Origin of the sequence: Nocardia sp. NPDC058705 (genome assembly GCF_042749305.1) — a bacterium.
In the GTDB taxonomy this organism is placed as follows: Bacteria; Actinomycetota; Actinomycetes; order Mycobacteriales; family Mycobacteriaceae; genus Nocardia.
In genome coordinates this window covers 192,483-208,682 of sequence record NZ_JBHYRN010000002.1, presented here as the reverse complement: position 1 = coordinate 208,682, position 16,200 = coordinate 192,483, and the positions used below count along the sequence as shown (strand labels likewise).

Sequence of the window (16,200 nt, the reverse complement as noted above, 5' to 3'; positions counted from 1 at the left end):
TTCCGCCGATCGAGCGATCGGCAGCCGGTGTTGATCGCAGCCCTCACAGTGAGCAGAGTCATGGGATGAGCAGAGTTACCGCACGGCGCAAGACGACCCGCCTTTCCCCGGCCGGGCGGATCGAGCGACCCGATACTCTCGCCGTCGAGGAACCCCTCGAGATCCGGGTCGACGGCCAGTCGCTCACCGTCACCATGCGCACCCCCGGCAGCGATATCGACCTCGTGCACGGCTTCCTGTTCGGCGAGGACATCATCGGCTCGGCCGACGACATCGTCACCGCCCGCTACTGCGCGGGCACCGACGACACCGGCCGCAACACCTACAACGTGCTCGACCTGCGCCTGCGCAACCCCGTGCCGATCCACGCCCGCAACTTCCTCACGACCGGCGCCTGCGGTCTCTGCGGCAAGACCGCCCTCGACGAAGTGCGCACGCACACCCGCTTCCCGATCCCGCACGAGTCCGCGTCGATCAGCACCGGCACCCTCGCCAAACTGCCGAAACATCTGCGCGCGGGACAGAAACTGTTCGAAGCCACGGGCGGGCTGCACGCGGCGGGACTGTTCACCACCGACGGCACCCTGCTCGCCCTGCGCGAGGACATCGGCAGGCACAACGCTGTCGACAAGGTGATCGGCTGGGCGGTGCGCGAGAACCGGGTGCCCGCACACGATCTGGTGCTTGTCGTGAGCAGTCGCGCGTCGTTCGAACTGGCGCAGAAGGCGGTGATGGCGGGCATCCCGATCTTGGCCGCGGTGTCGGCGCCGAGCTCGCTCGCCGTCGATCTGGCGGCTGAGAGCGACCTCACACTGGTGGGCTTCTTACGTGGCGAGACGATGAATATCTATACAGGCGAACACCGTCTGACCTGAGGGTTGCTTGTTCGAAGTGGGCGATCGGCATATGTCGCAGTACGGTAACGGTACGGGTCGCCAGCACCGAACGCCCGGGGGAGTTTACAAACAAAAATGCTTCACATCATGAACAAAGAACGACGCCACCGCGTTCGGGTGGCGCTGTCGACAGTGCTCGGCATGACCGTGCTCGCCACCGCGGGCTGCGGCACCGAGCCGCCGAAGGCCGCCGCACCGCGCGTGACCACCACGGTTCCCGCCGTTGATCCCGGTACCGGTGTCGGTGGTGGCGGCGTCTCCATCGCGATGCCCGGTAGCCTGGCCGCCGATTTCACCCAGCTCCAACAGGGTTTCCGCGGCAGCGCGGGGCTGGCGATCATGCCGGTGGGCGGCAAGCAGATGGTCACCTTCGGCAACTGGACCACCGGTCCCGCCTGGTCGACGATCAAGGTGCCCCTTGCCATCGCGGCCTTGCGCAACAGCGCTTCCTCGTCGTCCTATGCCTCCGCCGCCATCACCGCGTCCGACAACGGCGCGGCCGACTCGCTGTGGGCCTCACTCGGCAGCGGCGACGACGCCGCCCAAGCGGTGGAAGGCGTACTGCGCGAAGGTGGTGACGCGCGCACCACGGTGCCGACCACGCGCACCCGAGCCGACGCCTCGGTCTACGGCCAGGCCGAATGGACCCTCGCCGACCAGGTGCGCTTCGCTTCTCAGCTGCCGTGCATCCCGCAGAGCGAGCGCGTGGTCGGGCTGATGCAGCAGATCATCGTCAGCCACCACTGGGGTCTCGGCGTGTTCGGCAGTGCCGAGTTCAAAGGCGGGTGGGGTCCCGACCCCGGCGGCAAGTACCTGGTCCGCCAGTTCGGTCTGATCGATTCGCCCACGGGCCGGATCGCGATCGCCTTCGCCGCGCAACCGGATTCGGGCAGCTTCAACGACGGCATGGCGATGCTCGACAAGATGGCGACGCTGATCTCGGGGCACCTGACCGAGCTGGCCGGAGGCCACTGCCCCTGATCCGATCCGGTGCGGCAAGATGAACGGCATGCGCATCGGAGTCTTGACCGGAGGCGGGGATTGTCCAGGTCTGAACGCGGTGATCCGGGCCGTGGTCCGCACCGCGAACGGACGTTACGGCGACGCCATCGTCGGGTTCGAGGACGGCTGGCGCGGTCTGCTGGAGGATCGAAAGATCCGCATTCACAACGACGATCGCACCGACCGCCTGCTCACCAAGGGCGGCACCATGCTCGGCACCGCGCGCACCAACCCCGAGGTGCTGCGCGCGGGCCTGCCCCGGATCATGCAGACCCTCGACGACAACGGCATCGAAGCGCTGATCCCGATCGGCGGCGAAGGCACGCTCACCGCGGCGAGCTGGCTGTCGGACGAAGGTGTGCCAGTGGTCGGCGTGCCCAAGACCATCGACAACGACATCGACTGCACCGATGTGACATTCGGCCACGACACCGCCCTGTCGATCGCCACCGAGGCCATCGACCGCCTGCACACCACCGCCGAATCCCACCAGCGAGTGATGCTGGTGGAGGTGATGGGCCGCCACGCGGGCTGGATCGCGCTGAACTCCGGTATCGCCGCCGGCGCCCATCTCACCCTGGTGCCCGAGGAACCGTTCGATGTGGCGAAGGTGTGCGCGATGATCAAGAGCCGCTTCCAGCGCGGTGACAAGAGCTTCATCTGCGTGGTCGCCGAGGGCGCACACCCCGCGGAGGATTCCGGATTCGCCTTGCGCGAGGGCGGAATCGACGAATTCGGGCACGAGCGGTTCACCGGCGTCGCCCAGCAGCTGGGATCGGAGATCGAACGCCGCATCGGCAAAGAGGTTCGCACCACGGTGCTCGGGCACATCCAACGTGGCGGCAGCCCTACGCCTTACGACCGGATTCTGGCCACGCGATTCGGGGTGCACGCGGCCGAGGCGGTGCACGCCGGGCATTTCGGTCAGATGGTGGCCTTGCACGGCACCAAGATCGGGCTGGTGCCGCTGTCGGAGGCGACCAAGCAGCTCAAACGGGTTCCGCCGGAACGACTCAGTGAGGCGTCGGCCTTCTTCGGCTGAGATCAGGTCGGTTCGCCGAATTTGTCGGTGGGCGTCGGTACCGTGGGTTCATGCGTACCGGTCGAGTGATCGTTTCGGTTCTTGTCGTCGTCGCCGCGTTGGTGGCTGGGTGTTCGTCCGCGGACGAGCCTGCCGGTCCCGCGGTGGCGGGGCCATGGCACGGCGACCTCCAGGGGCCGGGGGAGCCGATCGGGATCGGGGTGACCTTCACCGAGAACGGGTCGGCCACCATCGATATCCCGATCCAAGGGATACGTGGTGCGGCATTGAAAGATGTTCGGACCGAACCGGATCGGGTGGCATTCACGATGCCCGACGTGCCCGGCGACCCGGGATTCCAGGGCAAACTCGACGGGGAACGCATCGTCGGCGACTGGACACAGTTCGGTGAGAAGTTGCCGCTCACCTTCGACCGTGGCGTGATCGAGAACGTTGCCCGCCCACAGGACCCGAAACCGCCGTACCCGTACCGTAGCGAGGACGTCACCTACCGCAACGGCGACATCACCATCGCGGGCACCCTCACCGAACCCGAAGGCAGCGGGCCGTTTCCGGCGATGCTGATGATCACCGGCAGTGGTCCGCAGGATCGCAACGAGGAGCTGGCGGGTCACCGGCCCTTCCAGCTGCTGGCCGACACGTTCACTCGCGCGGGATATGCGGTGCTGCGCACCGACGATCGCGGGGTCGGCGGTACCAGCGGTGTGCTCGACGACGCGACCTATCCCGATCTCGCCGCCGACGTGGCCGCGGGCGTGGCTTTCCTGCGGAGCCGTTCGGAGATCGATCCGGCGCGGGTCGGGCTGTTCGGACACAGCGAGGGCGGATACCTCGCTCCGCTGGTCGCCGCGAAGCCCGACAGCAATATCGCGTTCGCCGTGCTGATGGCAGGCCCTTCGGTGCTCGGCGCCGAGGTACTGATCGAGCAGAACAAGGTGGTGATGGCCGCGGCAGGCGCCTCGCAGGAGGAGATCGACGCGCAGGTGCGCTATCTCACCGAATGGTCGGCACTGTTGCGTGCGGGCGACACCGCGGGCGCCAAGGCCTACTCCCAGCAGCACAACGACTCCCTGCCCGAGGGTCAGCGCGCGCCGCAGGCGGCGGTCGATTCGCTGAACACCCCGTACATGAGCGCACTGATCACCTACGACCCGAAACCGGCGCTGGAAGCCTTACGTATTCCGGTCCTCGCCTTCTTCGGCGGCACCGACCAGCAGGTGATCGCCACCCAGAACGAGCCGCCGATGCGGGCCGCCCTGACCGGCGACCCCGATGCCACCGTGCACACCTTTCCCGGCCTCAACCACCTGATGCAACCATCAGCCGAGGGCAAACCCAGCGAATATCCGTCCATCGAGACCACCATCGACCCGGCGGTGCTCGCCTACGTCACCGACTGGCTCACCCAGCGCATCCCGCCGCGCTAGGACCACCGGACAATGGCGTCGTAGGGCTTACATAGACTGATCGGCATGAGCGCACCCACGGTCGAGTTGATGGATTACGCCGATGTCATCTCCCGGTACGAGCCGGTGCTCGGCATGGAGGTCCACGTCGAGTTGTCCACGGCGACCAAGATGTTCTGCGGTTGCCCCACCGAGTTCGGCGCCGAACCCAATACCCAGGTGTGCCCGGTGTGCCTGGGCCTGCCCGGCTCGCTGCCCGTGGTGAACGAGAAGGCCATCGAATCGGCCATCCGGATCGGTCTCGCGCTGAACTGTTCGATCACCCCGTGGGGCCGGTTCGCGCGCAAGAACTACTTCTACCCGGATCAGCCGAAGAACTACCAGATCAGCCAGTACGACGAGCCGATCGCCACCGAGGGCTACCTCGACGTGACCCTCGACGACGGGTCCATCTTCCGCGTCGAGATCGAGCGCGCGCACATGGAGGAAGACACCGGCAAGTCCCTGCACGTCGGTGGCGCGACCGGTCGCATCCACGGCGCCAGCCACTCGCTGCTCGACTTCAACCGCGCCGGTGTGCCGCTGATCGAGATCGTCACCAAGACGATCTCCGGTGCCGGTGAACGCGCACCCGAGGTGGCCCGCGCGTATGTCACCGCGCTGCGCGAGGTGCTGCGCTCGCTCAACGTCTCCGACGTGAAGATGGAACAGGGTTCGCTGCGCTGCGACGCCAACGTGTCCCTGATGCCGATCGGCGCCAAGGAACTCGGCACCCGCACCGAGACCAAGAACGTGAACTCGCTCAAGAGCGTCGAGGTCGCGGTGCGCTACGAGATGCGCCGCCAGGCCGCCGTGCTCACCGCGGGCGGCGAGATCATCCAGGAGACCCGCCACTTCCAGGAAGCCGACGGGTCCACCGCGTCCGGTCGCCGCAAGGAAACCGCCGAGGACTACCGCTACTTCCCCGAGCCCGACCTCGAGCCCGTCGCCCCCGCGCCCGAGTGGGTCGAACAACTGCGCGCCACCATCCCCGAGTACCCGTGGCTGGTGCGCGCCCGCATCCAGGCCGACTGGGGCCTGTCCGACGAGGTCATGCGCGACCTGGTCAACGCCGGCGCCCTCGACCTGATCATCGCCACCGTCGAGGCCGGTGCCCCCGCCAACGAGGCCCGCTCCTGGTGGGTCGCCTACCTGACCGAGAAGGCCAAGGCCCGCGATGTCGCCCTGGCCGACTTGCCGATCACCCCGGCTCAGGTCGCCGCGGTGATCGGGCTGGTGGAAGCAAAGACGGTCAACAACAAGGTCGCCAAGCAGGTCGTCGACTTCGTCCTCGAAGGTGAAGGCGAACCCGCCGCCATCGTCGAAGCCAAGGGCCTCGGCATGGTCAGCGACGACTCCGCCCTGCAGACCGAGGTCGAAAAGGCTCTCGCCGCGAACCCGGACATCGCCGAGAAGATCCGCTCGGGCAAGGTTCAGGCCGCTGGCAAGATCGTCGGCGACGTCATGAAGGCGACTCGCGGCCAGGCCGACGCGGCCCGCGTTCGCGACCTGGTCATCGCCGCATGTAGCTAGCGCGGCAGGTTCGGCACTGGGCCAGCCCCTTGCCGCGACGTCGAGGAGGCGGCGCGGATCAGGCCCAGCACGTCGATCGCAGCTGTCTCCAGGCACGAAACCCGGCCGCCCGTTCTGCTTTCGCAGTGCGGGCGGCCGTTTCGCATCCCCGGCCGGGCCCGCGGAACAGCTCGGTCCGCGTTGCGGCGCCGGGTTGCGGGCGCGTCCCTAGTCAGGTCCGCCTGCTCCGCCTTGCGGCGGTGGGATGCGGACGACGCGGTCGTCGAATTCGCCTGGCTCGCCGTCGGTTTTGTTGGTGGTGGTGACCCAGATGCTGCCGTCGGCGCTTGCGGTGGCGCCGAGGAGCTTGCCGTACTTGTCCTGGGCGATCATGGTGGGGGCGGTGGTGACGGCGAAGGTGGTGGGGTCGGCGGCGACCGCGGCCAGTGCCTTGCCTTCGCTGAGGGCGATGCCGACGCCGTCGCCGGTGGCGGTGCAGCCGCCGACGCCGGGGCGGTCGGGCCAGGTCCAGGAGACGCTGAGGGTGCCGTCGGGGCTCAGGTGCTGGAGGCGGTCCTCGGCGGCGGTGCGGTCGGTGACCCACATGCCGTTCTTGCCGTCGCGGCAGATATCACCGGCCGAACCGAGGCCCGACGCCACCACCTGAGGGGTGTTCGTGCCCGACGAGGGTGATTCGAGGCGAAGGAGTTTGCCGCCGAGCGAGCCGGGATCGGCTGCGGCGCCGGGGTTTCCGGCATCGCCGGTGAGCACCATCAGCTGGGTGGGCGTCGACCATTCCAGCGCACCACGATTTCCGTTGGCGCCCTTGGGAATACCGGTGAGGATCGGCTTGGGCGCCCCGTCGGCGGACAGGCGAACGACCCGATTGTCGCTGCCGGTGGTGATGTAGGCGTACATCAGCCCGTCCTCACCGAAGGTGGGGGAGAGCACGATATCGGAGATGCCGCCATCGGCCGATCCGTCGACTGGAACGCTGGCGATCTCCACCGGCGCGGGCTGCGGTGTGCTCGCGTCGACCGCCGTCACCTGCAGGATCCGCCCAGTCTTGCGCTCGGCGACCAGCGCGCCGTCGCCCACCGTGATCAGCCCGGCGCCCGATTCCATACAGGTGGCGATCACGTTGGGATCGGGGTCGATGCACGGTCCGGTCGGTCGCGGCGGCTGCGACGGGTCCTCTTGGGGCTTCTTCGGTTCCGCACCCGACCCGCCCAGTTGCGGTTCGGTGGTGAACGGACTCGACGCCGACTCGTCGAAACGGGCGCACCCGGCCAGCAAAACGGTGCCGAGGACCACCCCGACTGCCACGCGTCCCGCGATTCCCGAACTCATATCCCAGACGTTACCGGCACCGGTGCGGGCCGGGCACGCCCGTCACGTCCGAATCCCGCTCCTCGGCCGTCATGGGATTGACACGCCCGTCGCGGGGAAGGGCAGCACGCCGCCACAGCACGTCATAAGGTGAGTCGGTGACCGACAAGCCGAAAGACAGTTCCAAGGCCGATGGTTCGGCGCAGCCCGGGCAGGGCGCATCGGCGGCAGGTCGCGCGGCGACCAGCCCGTTCGATTCGCCGACCGGGCAGCTGCGCAAGACGGATCCGAAGGATATTCCGCGCACCGACGAGGATCTCGGCCTCGACCCCGGTGACGAGGTACCCGGCGCGAGCACCGCCGAAACCGGCCGTCGCGACAGCGACGAAGATTACGGGTACGCGACGATTCCGCCCGCGGCCGCCACCTCGGCGGAAGCTGTTCGCCTGCAGCGCCGCAACCGCGAAGCGCGCCGGGGCACCCTCGATCTCGGCCTGTTCGTGCTGCGCCTGGTGGTGGGCTACACCTTCATCTACCACGGCCTGCAGAAGCTCACCGGATGGTTCCACGGACCCGGCCTCGACGGCACCGAAACCATGATGGAAAGCGGCGGCTGGGATTATCCGTCGCTGGCGACCGCCCTGGTGATCGCAGGCGAACTCGGCGGCGGCATCCTGCTGGTGATCGGCCTGGCCACCCCGCTCGCCGCGGGCGCCGTGCTGGCCACGATCCTGAGTGCGTGGATGTGGAAGCAGGGCATGGTCCCCGGCTTCCAGTACAACGCGGGCACCCCCACCGGCGTCGAACTCGACAGCGTCCTGGCCGGCGCGGCCTTGGCGATCATCCTCACCGGCCCCGGCCGTTGGTCCTTCGACCGCACCCGAGGCTGGGCCACCCGCCCCGCCTACGGTTCGTTCGTGGTGGTTCTGCTGGCCATCGCCGCCGCCATCCTCACCTTCTGGTTCCTCCACGGCGGCAACCCCCTGAAGGGTGTCGGCCCCTTTAACTGAGCTGTGGCTGCGGCGGTGCGGGTTCAGCCAGGTGGGCTGTCATCGTGGCTTGAAGATCGGCTACGAAGGACTCGAACCGTCGCAGTTCCTCGGGGGAGTACTTGCTCATGACCGCGTCCACCTTGGTGCCGAGCGGGCCGAAGAACTCATCGGCGAGGGTGTGGATGCGCGGGGTGCTGCGCAGGGTGATGACGCGACGGTCGTCGTGCTCCCTGCTGCGCACGATATGACCGGCTTGTTCGAGCCGGTTCAGCAGTGCGGTGGTCGCGCTGTTGGACAACGAGATTCGTTCACTCAGCCGCGCCGGTGACAGCGTGCCGCCGCGTTCCTCGGCGGTGAGGATTTCGATCAGCGCCTCGGCGTCGGTGGAGTGCAACCCGAGCCAGGTCGCGAACCGGCGGGTGAACTCACGATAGTTCGCGCCGTACGCACGCAGACCCTCGTCGAGTCGTTCGTGCTGGGCCCGACCGTTGTGGCTCATAGGTTCCTTTTTCATCGTTTGACATCCTATTGCCCAGAATATACTTTGACCATGGAATTATTCCATCATGGTAATAACTGATTCAGGAAACAGGAGTGTGCGATGAGTCAAGAGTCGTCCCTTCGCCGATGGCTCGGCTTGATCGCCATTGCCCTCGGCGTCGCGCTGATCGTGGTCGACACCACGATCGTGAACGTGATCATCCCGTCGATCATCGGTGACCTGAACACGGGTTCCACTGAGGCGCAATGGATTCAGGAGTCCTACGCGATCGTGTTCGCGGCGCTGCTGCTGGTGGTCGGCCGGGTCGCCGACATGGTCGGGGCGCGCCGGGTGTTCGTGGCGGGCGTCGTGGTGTTCGGCGCGACCAGCATCCTGGCCGGGCTCGCCCCCAACGGCGAACTGCTCGTCATCGCCCGATTCCTGCAGGGTGCGGGCGCGGCGATGATCCTGCCGACCTCACTGGCCCTGCTCAACGCCACCTTCACCGGTAAAGCCCGTGGTCAGGCGTTCGCGGTGTGGGGTTCCACCATCGGCGCGGCCGCCGCGCTCGGCCCGCTGCTCGGTGGCTGGCTGGCCGAACACGTGACGTGGCGCTGGGCGTTCGGCATCAATGTGCCCTTGGCTGTGCTGATCGTGGTCGGCGTCATGGCGTGCATCGCGCCCTCACCCAAGATCGCCGGTCGACTCGATGTGGTCGGCTCGATCCTGTCGGTGCTCGGCCTCGGACTGCTCGCCTTCGGACTCGTCGAGGGCCGCACCTACGGCTGGATCACGACCACGCACCCGATGGGGATCGCCGGATTCACCTGGGGCAGCGGGCCTTCGCCGGTGCTGGTCGCGCTCGTGCTCAGCGTGCTGGCGCTGGGCGGGTTCGTCATCCGGCAGGTGCTGCTGCGTTGCGGCGGCAATGCTGACAAGGCACTGATGGACCTCAGCCTGTTCTCCCTCGCCTCGTTCCGCAACGGCAATATCGCCACCCTGATCATCGGTCTCGGTGAGTTCGGCGTCGTCGCGGTGCTGCCGCTGTGGATGCAGTTCACCCTCGGCTACAGCGCTCTCCAGGCAGGTCTCGCCCTGGTGCCGATCGCCATCGGTAGCTTCATCGCCAGCGGTGCCAGCTTCGGCATGGCGGGCAAGGCCTCCCCGCTGAACATGGTCCGACTGGGCCTCGGCCTCGAGGTCGTCGGCCTGGCCGCACTCGGCTTCTTCGCCGCCACCGACAGCTCCTGGTGGGCGATCGCGCTGGTCCTGTGCGTGTACGGCGTCGGCGTCGGTTTCGCCACCGCCCAGGTGACCAACGTCGTCCTCGCCGACATCCCCGAAGCCGACAACGGCCAGGCCTCCGGCATCCAGAGTGCCTTCCGTCAACTGGGTTCGGCCCTCGGCATCGCCCTACTCACCACCGTCTTCTTCACCACCCTGAGCTCGAACGTCGACAAGGACCTGACCGCGACAGGCATGCCGCCCGCCCAGTCCCAGCAATACGCCCACGCCATCACCGGCAGCGCGGGCGCGGCGATCGAAGGCTTTGCCGCCCAACCGGATACGCAAGAAGTAGCCACCGCAGGCCGCGCCGCCATGACCACCGGCGTCAACCTCGGCGCCTACCTGGCCGCAGCCTTCGTCCTTCTCGGCCTGATAGCCACCGCCCTGATCCCCTCCCGAACCGGCCGCGACGACGAGTCATCGACTACGACAGCCCAACCCGCCCTCGTCTGATCGTCCCCGATCGACAAGAACGGCGTCCTTCGAATCCGAGGGACGCCGTTCTTGTTTCAGTACTTCTTACGGCACGTGCCGGACAGCACCCTTGTCGGCAGAAGTCGCCAGCGCCGCGTAGGCGCGCAGGGCGGTGGTAACCGTGCGGTCGCGGTTCAGCGGCTGCCACGGACGCTCCGAGGCTTCCATCTTCGCGCGGCGTTCGGCCATGACCTCGTCGGGAACAAGGACTTCCAGTGCGCGGGTGTGGACGTCGATGCGGATGCGGTCGCCGTTCTCGATCAGGCCGATGGCACCGCCGGAGGCGGCTTCGGGGGAGATGTGGCCGATCGACAGGCCCGAGGTGCCGCCGGAGAAGCGACCGTCGGTGATCAGCGCGCACACCTTGCCAAGGCCGAGGCCCTTGAGGAACGAGGTCGGGTGCAACATTTCCTGCATGCCGGGACCACCGGCGGGGCCTTCGTAGCGGATGACGACAACGTCGCCGGGCTGGATCTTCTTGCCCAGGATCATCGACACCGCGTCCTCCTGCGACTCGACAACCACGGCCGGGCCTTCGAAGGTGAACAGGTCTTCGTCGATGCCCGCGGTCTTGAGGATCGCGCCGTCGGGAGCGATATTGCCGCGCAGCACGCACAGCCCGCCCTCGACGGTGTAAGCGTGCTCCATGTCACGGATGCAGCCACCGGCAGCATCGGTGTCGAGCGAGGACCAGCGATTGCTTGTGGAGAACGGCTCGACCGTGCGCACGCCACCGGGGGCGGCGTGGAAGAGCTCGACGGCTTCCTCGGACGCCTTGCCCGAGCGGATATCCCAGGTGTCGAGGTACTCCTCGAACGAGGCGGTGTGCACGGTGGTCACATCGGTTTCCAGCAGCCCACCGCGACGCAACTCACCGAGGATGGCGGGGATGCCACCGGCGCGATGCACGTCTTCCATGTGGTAATCGGAGTTCGGCGACACCTTCGACAGGCACGGCACCTTGCGGCTGATGTCGTCGATGTCCTGCAGATCGAAGTCGATCTCACCCTCCTGCGCGGCGGCGAGGGTGTGCAGGACGGTGTTGGTGGAGCCGCCCATGGCCACGTCGAGGGCCATCGCGTTACGGAAAGCCTTGGCGTTGGCCACGTTTCGCGGCAGCACCGAGGCGTCGTCGTCGGAGTACCAGCGCTTGGCGATGTCGACGATCACCGTGCCCGCCCGCTCGAACAGCGCACGCCGCGCGGAGTGGGTGGCGAGAGTGGAGCCGTTGCCCGGCAGCGCCAGGCCCAGCGCCTCGGTCAGGCAGTTCATCGAGTTCGCGGTGAACATGCCAGAACACGAACCACAGGTCGGGCACGCCGATCGCTCGACCTCGTCGAGGCCCTCGTCGGACACGGCCTGGCTCGCGCTCGCGGAGATCGCGCTCACCAGGTCGAGCGGCGCCTGCGCGACACCGTCGACGATCACGGCCTTGCCCGCCTCCATCGGTCCACCGGAGACGAACACGGCGGGGATGTTGAGGCGCATCGCGGCATTGAGCATGCCGGGGGTGATCTTGTCGCAGTTGGAGATGCAGACCAGCGCGTCGGCGGTGTGCGCGTTGGCCATGTACTCGACCGAGTCGGCGATGATCTCGCGCGAGGGCAGCGAGTACAGCATGCCGCCGTGCCCCATGGCGATACCGTCGTCGACGGCGATGGTGTGGAACTCGCGCGGCACGCCACCGGCGGCGCGGACGGCCTCGGCGACGATGTCGCCCATGTTCTTGAGGTGCACGTGGCCAGGAACGAACTGCGTGTACGAGTTCGCGATCGCGATGATCGGCTTACCGAAATCGGAATCGGTCATGCCGGTCGCGCGCCAGAGCGAGCGCGCGCCCGCGGCATTGCGGCCGATGGTGGTTGTGCGTGAACGAAGCGGTGGCATGGAAGTCCTCGTGATGTCGCTGGGTGCGGCCGAGCGTGCGCGCAGGGGGCTGACCTGCGCCGCACGTGCGTGGGCGCGGTGCGTCCGGCAACCCGTCACGTTACTCCGGCGGGCCGTGGTCGGGTCGCGCCGGTGGTGCGTGCTGGGGTGATGGAACCGGGCTCGAGGCGGGAGTGTCGCTTTCGGAGGTGTCGCCGCGGTGGTGGGCGTCGGCGCGGGGGTGCCCGGTCGCTGTCAGCTTACCGGTACAACCGCCCTCGCCTTCGTGCTGATTCCCACAGTGACGGAGCCGACGATCGTCCGGGGTTACTGCTCGGTGCCGGACTCGGGCTCGGTCGCTGCCGTCGCGTCGGATTCGGCCTTCGCCGCGGCGCGCTCGGCAGCGAGACGCTCGGCCTCGGCCGCCTCCGCGGCGGCGAACACATCGGGCAGCTTCCCGCCGGACGCTTCGAGCAGCTCACGCAACCGGTCGTAACCGACGGCAGGCAGCTTCACCTCGGAATCATCGTCGAGCCGCGCCCGCACATAGCCCCGCTTGGGAATGGTGATCCCCTTGATCTGTCCCCAGTCGAGGTGCTTCTTGCCGAACATCGTGCTCAGATCGAGCCCACCTTCGGACACGGTTGTATGCGTGCGAACCACCCACCACACCGCGATCACCGGCGCCATCAGCAGCGGCCACAGCAGTGCGGGCCACCCCACGAACGGGAAGAACACACAGAACGCCAACACCAGCACGCCGATGTAGGCCAGCCGGGGAACGCCGATCACGTGCACACCCGGTGTCGGCGTGTTCGTCTTCCGGGGAATCAGCAACCAGACAATCGCCGCGGTGGGCACGATCAACCCGATCCGCACCCCGAGCGACGAGTCCTGCACCGTTCCGACCACAACGAAGATCAGGTACGCCAGTACCACCGCGCCGATGGCGGCGAGCCGACCAGGGGAAGCCGAGCGCAGGCCACCGGGTCGCGACGGGCGACCCGTATCGGCTCCCTCGTCGGTGGTGTGGGACGATTCAACCGGTGGCACGGACTGATGCGGTGAGGACACCCTCCCATCCTCGCATCTCGGTACACGGACCCACGCAACCACTCGAGTCCCACAGAATGGGACCAGAGCGGTCAGCCTGTTTGACTCGACGCACTACGCGCGCCTAACGTCGTATGCGTGATTCGAAACGAGCTCGTAATCGGCCGGCGCGTCCAGCGTCGAGCCTGACTAGGTAGTCAATACGTCAGCTCGCGTTTGCGACGCGCCACCCTCGAACAGCCATGGCTGGGCGGGGGCTTTTTTGTGTTCGGGCGAATGCCAGGGCCCCTCAGGGCCAGTCCGAGTCAGAACGAGACAGTGAGGAACGAAGACGGTGAGTGCACCAACCGCACGACCCGGGCCATCGGCCCGCAGGTCAGCGCCTTCAGCTACCCCCGGTAGCGCGGCGACCAACCCCGCCCGTCGTCAGGTCGCGCCCGAGCGCGTGACCGGCGCCCAGTCGGTGGTCCGGTCCCTCGAAGAGCTCGACGTCGACACGGTATTCGGCATTCCCGGCGGCGCGGTCCTTCCTGTCTACGACCCGCTCTTCGATTCGAAGAAGGTCCGCCACGTCCTGGTCCGGCACGAGCAGGGCGCCGGTCACGCGGCGACCGGATACGCGCAGGCCTCGGGCAAGGTCGGTGTGTGTATGGCCACATCCGGCCCCGGCGCCACCAACCTGGTGACCCCCCTCGCCGATGCCCAGATGGACTCGGTTCCGATCGTGGCGATCACCGGACAGGTCCCGTCGAGCCTGGTCGGCACCGACGCGTTCCAGGAAGCCGACATCTCCGGCATCACCATGCCGATCACCAAACACAACTTCCTGGTCAAGGACGCCGCCGAGATCCCGCGCACCCTGGCCGAGGCGTTCTACCTCGCCGCCTCCGGTCGCCCCGGCGCGGTCCTGGTCGACATCACCAAGGACGCCCTGCAGGCCCAGACCACGTTCTCGTGGCCGCCGGAGATGCGTCTGCCCGGCTACCGCCCGGTCACCAAGCCGCACGGCAAGCAGGTGCGTGAGGCCGCGCGACTGATCCTCGAGTCCAAGCAGCCCGTGCTCTACGTCGGCGGCGGTGTGATCAAGTCCGACGCCTCGGCCGAACTCCTCGAGCTGGCCGAACTCACGGGCATCCCGGTCGTCACCACCCTGATGGCGCGTGGCTCGTTCCCCGACAGCCACACCCTCAACATGGGCATGCCCGGCATGCACGGCACCGTCGGCGCGGTCGCCGCGCTGCAGAAGTCGGACCTGCTGATCACCCTCGGCGCCCGCTTCGACGACCGCGTCACCGGTCAGCTGGACTCCTTCGCCCCCGACGCGAAGGTCATCCACGCCGACATCGACCCGGCCGAGATCGGCAAGAACCGCCACGCCGACGTCCCGATCGTCGGCGACGCGCGTGAGGTGATCGTCGAACTGATCGAGACCCTCAAGGCCGACCCGCAGACCGGCGACGCCCCGCTGCTGAACCTCACCGAATGGTGGGCCTACCTCAGCGGCATCCGTGAGAACTACCCGCTGGGCTGGAAGACCCCCAGCGACGGCTCGGTCTCGCCGGAGTACGTCATCGAGACCCTCGGCCGCCTCGCGGGCCCCGAGGCCGTGTACTGCGCAGGCGTCGGCCAGCACCAGATGTGGGCCGCGCAGTTCATCAAGTACGAGAACCCGCGCACCTGGCTCAACTCCGGTGGCCTCGGCACCATGGGTTACGCGGTTCCCGCGGCCATGGGCGCCAAGATGGGCGCGCCCGAGAAAGAGGTCTGGGCGGTCGACGGTGACGGCTGCTTCCAGATGACCAACCAGGAACTCGCGACCTGTGCCATTGAAGGCGTGCCGATCAAGGTCGCCCTGATCAACAACGGCAACCTGGGCATGGTCCGCCAGTGGCAGACCCTGTTCTACGAACAGCGCTACTCCAACACCGATCTCGGCACGCACACCCTGCGCATCCCCGACTTCGTGAAGCTGGCCGAGGCGCTGGGCTGCGTCGGCATCCGGGTGGAGAAGGAGTCCGAGGTCGAGGACGCGATCCGCCAGGCCCAGGCGATCACCGACCGCCCGGTCGTGATCGACTTCATCGTCGGCAAGGACGCCCAGGTGTGGCCGATGGTCGCCGCGGGCACCGGCAACGACGAGATCATGTTCGCCCGCGGCATCCGTCCGCTCTTCGACGAGGACGAGTCGGTCTCCGAACCGGCCGTCATCCACGAGGCGATGGAACGCGAGCAGGCCGCATTCGAGAAGGGCGACGACGAATGAGCACCACCCACACCCTGAGCGTCCTCGTCGAGGACAAGCCGGGCGTGCTGGCACGTGTCGCGAGCCTGTTCTCGCGCCGCGGCTTCAATATCGAATCTCTGGCCGTCGGTGGCACCGAGATCCCCGAGATCTCGCGCATGACGATCGTCGTCACCGTCGACGATCTGCCCCTCGAGCAGGTCACCAAGCAGCTCAACAAGCTGATCAACGTCATCAAGATCGTGGAGCAGGACGCCGACGCCTCGGTGGCCCGCGAGCTGATCCTGGTGAAGGTGCGCGCCGACGCGTCGGTGCGCACGCAGGTGATCGAGGCCGTGCAGTTGTTCCGCGCCAAGGTGATCGACGTCTCGCCCGACGCGCTGACCATCGAGGCCACCGGCACCCGCTCCAAGCTCGACGCGCTGCTGCGCATGGTCGAGCCGTACGGCATCCGCGAGATCGTGCAGTCGGGAGTCGTGGCCGTCGGCCGCGGGCCCAAGTCGATCACCGCGACCCGCTGAGCCGACCTCAGCAACCTCCGCGATAACTTTTCCCCACCATCATTTTCAGAAGGGACCA

The 16,200-nt window shown here is 67.6% G+C and carries 13 protein-coding genes; 9 read left to right on the top strand and 4 right to left on the bottom strand.

Going from position 1 to position 16,200, the window contains the following annotated elements:
- Window positions 1–65: 65 nt before the first annotated feature.
- The 5 genes from fdhD (at window position 66) to gatB (ending at window position 5,918) form a co-directional block, all read left to right on the top strand.
- A complete protein-coding gene (gene fdhD / locus ACFW6D_RS04110) occupies window positions 66–875 on the top strand; it encodes a formate dehydrogenase accessory sulfurtransferase FdhD (protein WP_379324552.1) in 810 nt (269 codons plus the stop codon).
- 108 nt (window positions 876–983) lie between these two features.
- Complete coding sequence (locus ACFW6D_RS04105) at window positions 984–1,877, top strand: hypothetical protein (RefSeq protein WP_379324550.1); 894 nt, start codon at window positions 984–986, stop codon at window positions 1,875–1,877.
- Window positions 1,878–1,905: 28 nt separating this feature from the next.
- Window positions 1,906–2,940, top strand: coding sequence for an ATP-dependent 6-phosphofructokinase (locus ACFW6D_RS04100; RefSeq protein ID WP_379324548.1), 1,035 nt, complete (start codon window positions 1,906–1,908; stop codon window positions 2,938–2,940).
- 50 nt (window positions 2,941–2,990) lie between these two features.
- Entirely contained in the window at window positions 2,991–4,367 is a 1,377-nt protein-coding gene (locus ACFW6D_RS04095) for an alpha/beta hydrolase family protein (RefSeq protein ID WP_379324546.1), read from the top strand.
- A 45-nt stretch (window positions 4,368–4,412) separates the two neighbouring features.
- Window positions 4,413–5,918 carry an Asp-tRNA(Asn)/Glu-tRNA(Gln) amidotransferase subunit GatB gene (gatB, locus tag ACFW6D_RS04090; RefSeq protein ID WP_379324544.1) on the top strand — a complete coding sequence of 502 codons (1,506 nt, stop codon included), beginning with the start codon at window positions 4,413–4,415 and terminating at the stop codon, window positions 5,916–5,918.
- Window positions 5,919–6,125: 207 nt separating this feature from the next.
- Here the strand turns inward: gatB and ACFW6D_RS04085 are convergent, their stop codons facing one another.
- Window positions 6,126–7,247 (bottom strand): PQQ-dependent sugar dehydrogenase, encoded by a 1,122-nt coding sequence (locus ACFW6D_RS04085; protein ID WP_379324543.1) that lies wholly within the window; start codon window positions 7,245–7,247, stop codon window positions 6,126–6,128.
- A 137-nt stretch (window positions 7,248–7,384) separates the two neighbouring features.
- On the opposite strand from ACFW6D_RS04085, the gene ACFW6D_RS04080 reads away from it, so the two are divergent.
- Complete coding sequence (locus ACFW6D_RS04080; RefSeq protein WP_379324541.1) at window positions 7,385–8,236, top strand: DoxX family protein; 852 nt, start codon at window positions 7,385–7,387, stop codon at window positions 8,234–8,236.
- Here ACFW6D_RS04080 and ACFW6D_RS04075 read toward each other — a convergent pair.
- On the bottom strand, window positions 8,229–8,732 hold the full coding sequence (locus ACFW6D_RS04075) for a MarR family winged helix-turn-helix transcriptional regulator (RefSeq protein WP_379324539.1): 504 nt from the start codon (window positions 8,730–8,732) through the stop codon (window positions 8,229–8,231). The genes ACFW6D_RS04080 and ACFW6D_RS04075 overlap by 8 nt on opposite strands.
- Window positions 8,733–8,819: 87 nt before the next feature.
- On the opposite strand from ACFW6D_RS04075, the gene ACFW6D_RS04070 reads away from it, so the two are divergent.
- Window positions 8,820–10,439 (top strand): DHA2 family efflux MFS transporter permease subunit, encoded by a 1,620-nt coding sequence (locus ACFW6D_RS04070; protein ID WP_379324538.1) that lies wholly within the window; start codon window positions 8,820–8,822, stop codon window positions 10,437–10,439.
- 66 nt (window positions 10,440–10,505) lie between these two features.
- Here ACFW6D_RS04070 and ilvD read toward each other — a convergent pair whose 3' ends face one another.
- Together ilvD and ACFW6D_RS04060 are read right to left on the bottom strand one after the other, a co-directional pair.
- Complete coding sequence (gene ilvD / locus ACFW6D_RS04065) at window positions 10,506–12,347, bottom strand: dihydroxy-acid dehydratase (protein WP_379324536.1); 1,842 nt, start codon at window positions 12,345–12,347, stop codon at window positions 10,506–10,508.
- A gap of 306 nt (window positions 12,348–12,653) precedes the next feature.
- Entirely contained in the window at window positions 12,654–13,400 is a 747-nt protein-coding gene (locus ACFW6D_RS04060) for a PH domain-containing protein (protein WP_379324534.1), read from the bottom strand.
- Window positions 13,401–13,713: 313 nt separating this feature from the next.
- Here ACFW6D_RS04060 and ACFW6D_RS04055 point away from each other — a divergent pair, with 313 nt between their 5' ends.
- Window positions 13,714–15,642, top strand: coding sequence for an acetolactate synthase large subunit (locus tag ACFW6D_RS04055; RefSeq protein WP_379324532.1), 1,929 nt, complete (start codon window positions 13,714–13,716; stop codon window positions 15,640–15,642).
- On the top strand, window positions 15,639–16,142 hold the full coding sequence (gene ilvN, locus ACFW6D_RS04050) for an acetolactate synthase small subunit (protein WP_019048314.1): 504 nt from the start codon (window positions 15,639–15,641) through the stop codon (window positions 16,140–16,142). The genes ACFW6D_RS04055 and ilvN overlap by 4 nt, the downstream gene beginning before the upstream one ends.
- The last annotated feature ends 58 nt before the right edge of the window (window positions 16,143–16,200 follow it).

What these genes read in the sequence shown, in the direction of transcription:
- fdhD (WP_379324552.1), top strand. Translation starts at nt 66, where the DNA reads ATGAGCAGAGTTACCGCACGGCGCAAGACGACCCGCCTTTCCCCGGCC.
- ACFW6D_RS04105 (WP_379324550.1), top strand. Translation starts at nt 984, where the DNA reads ATGAACAAAGAACGACGCCACCGCGTTCGGGTGGCGCTGTCGACAGTG.
- ACFW6D_RS04100 (WP_379324548.1), top strand. Translation starts at nt 1,906, where the DNA reads ATGCGCATCGGAGTCTTGACCGGAGGCGGGGATTGTCCAGGTCTGAAC.
- ACFW6D_RS04095 (WP_379324546.1), top strand. Translation starts at nt 2,991, where the DNA reads ATGCGTACCGGTCGAGTGATCGTTTCGGTTCTTGTCGTCGTCGCCGCG.
- gatB (WP_379324544.1), top strand. Translation starts at nt 4,413, where the DNA reads ATGAGCGCACCCACGGTCGAGTTGATGGATTACGCCGATGTCATCTCC.
- ACFW6D_RS04085 (WP_379324543.1), bottom strand. Translation starts at nt 7,247, where the DNA reads ATGAGTTCGGGAATCGCGGGACGCGTGGCAGTCGGGGTGGTCCTCGGC.
- ACFW6D_RS04075 (WP_379324539.1), bottom strand. Translation starts at nt 8,732, where the DNA reads ATGAAAAAGGAACCTATGAGCCACAACGGTCGGGCCCAGCACGAACGA.
- ACFW6D_RS04070 (WP_379324538.1), top strand. Translation starts at nt 8,820, where the DNA reads ATGAGTCAAGAGTCGTCCCTTCGCCGATGGCTCGGCTTGATCGCCATT.
- ilvD (WP_379324536.1), bottom strand. Translation starts at nt 12,347, where the DNA reads ATGCCACCGCTTCGTTCACGCACAACCACCATCGGCCGCAATGCCGCG.
- ilvN (WP_019048314.1), top strand. Translation starts at nt 15,639, where the DNA reads ATGAGCACCACCCACACCCTGAGCGTCCTCGTCGAGGACAAGCCGGGC.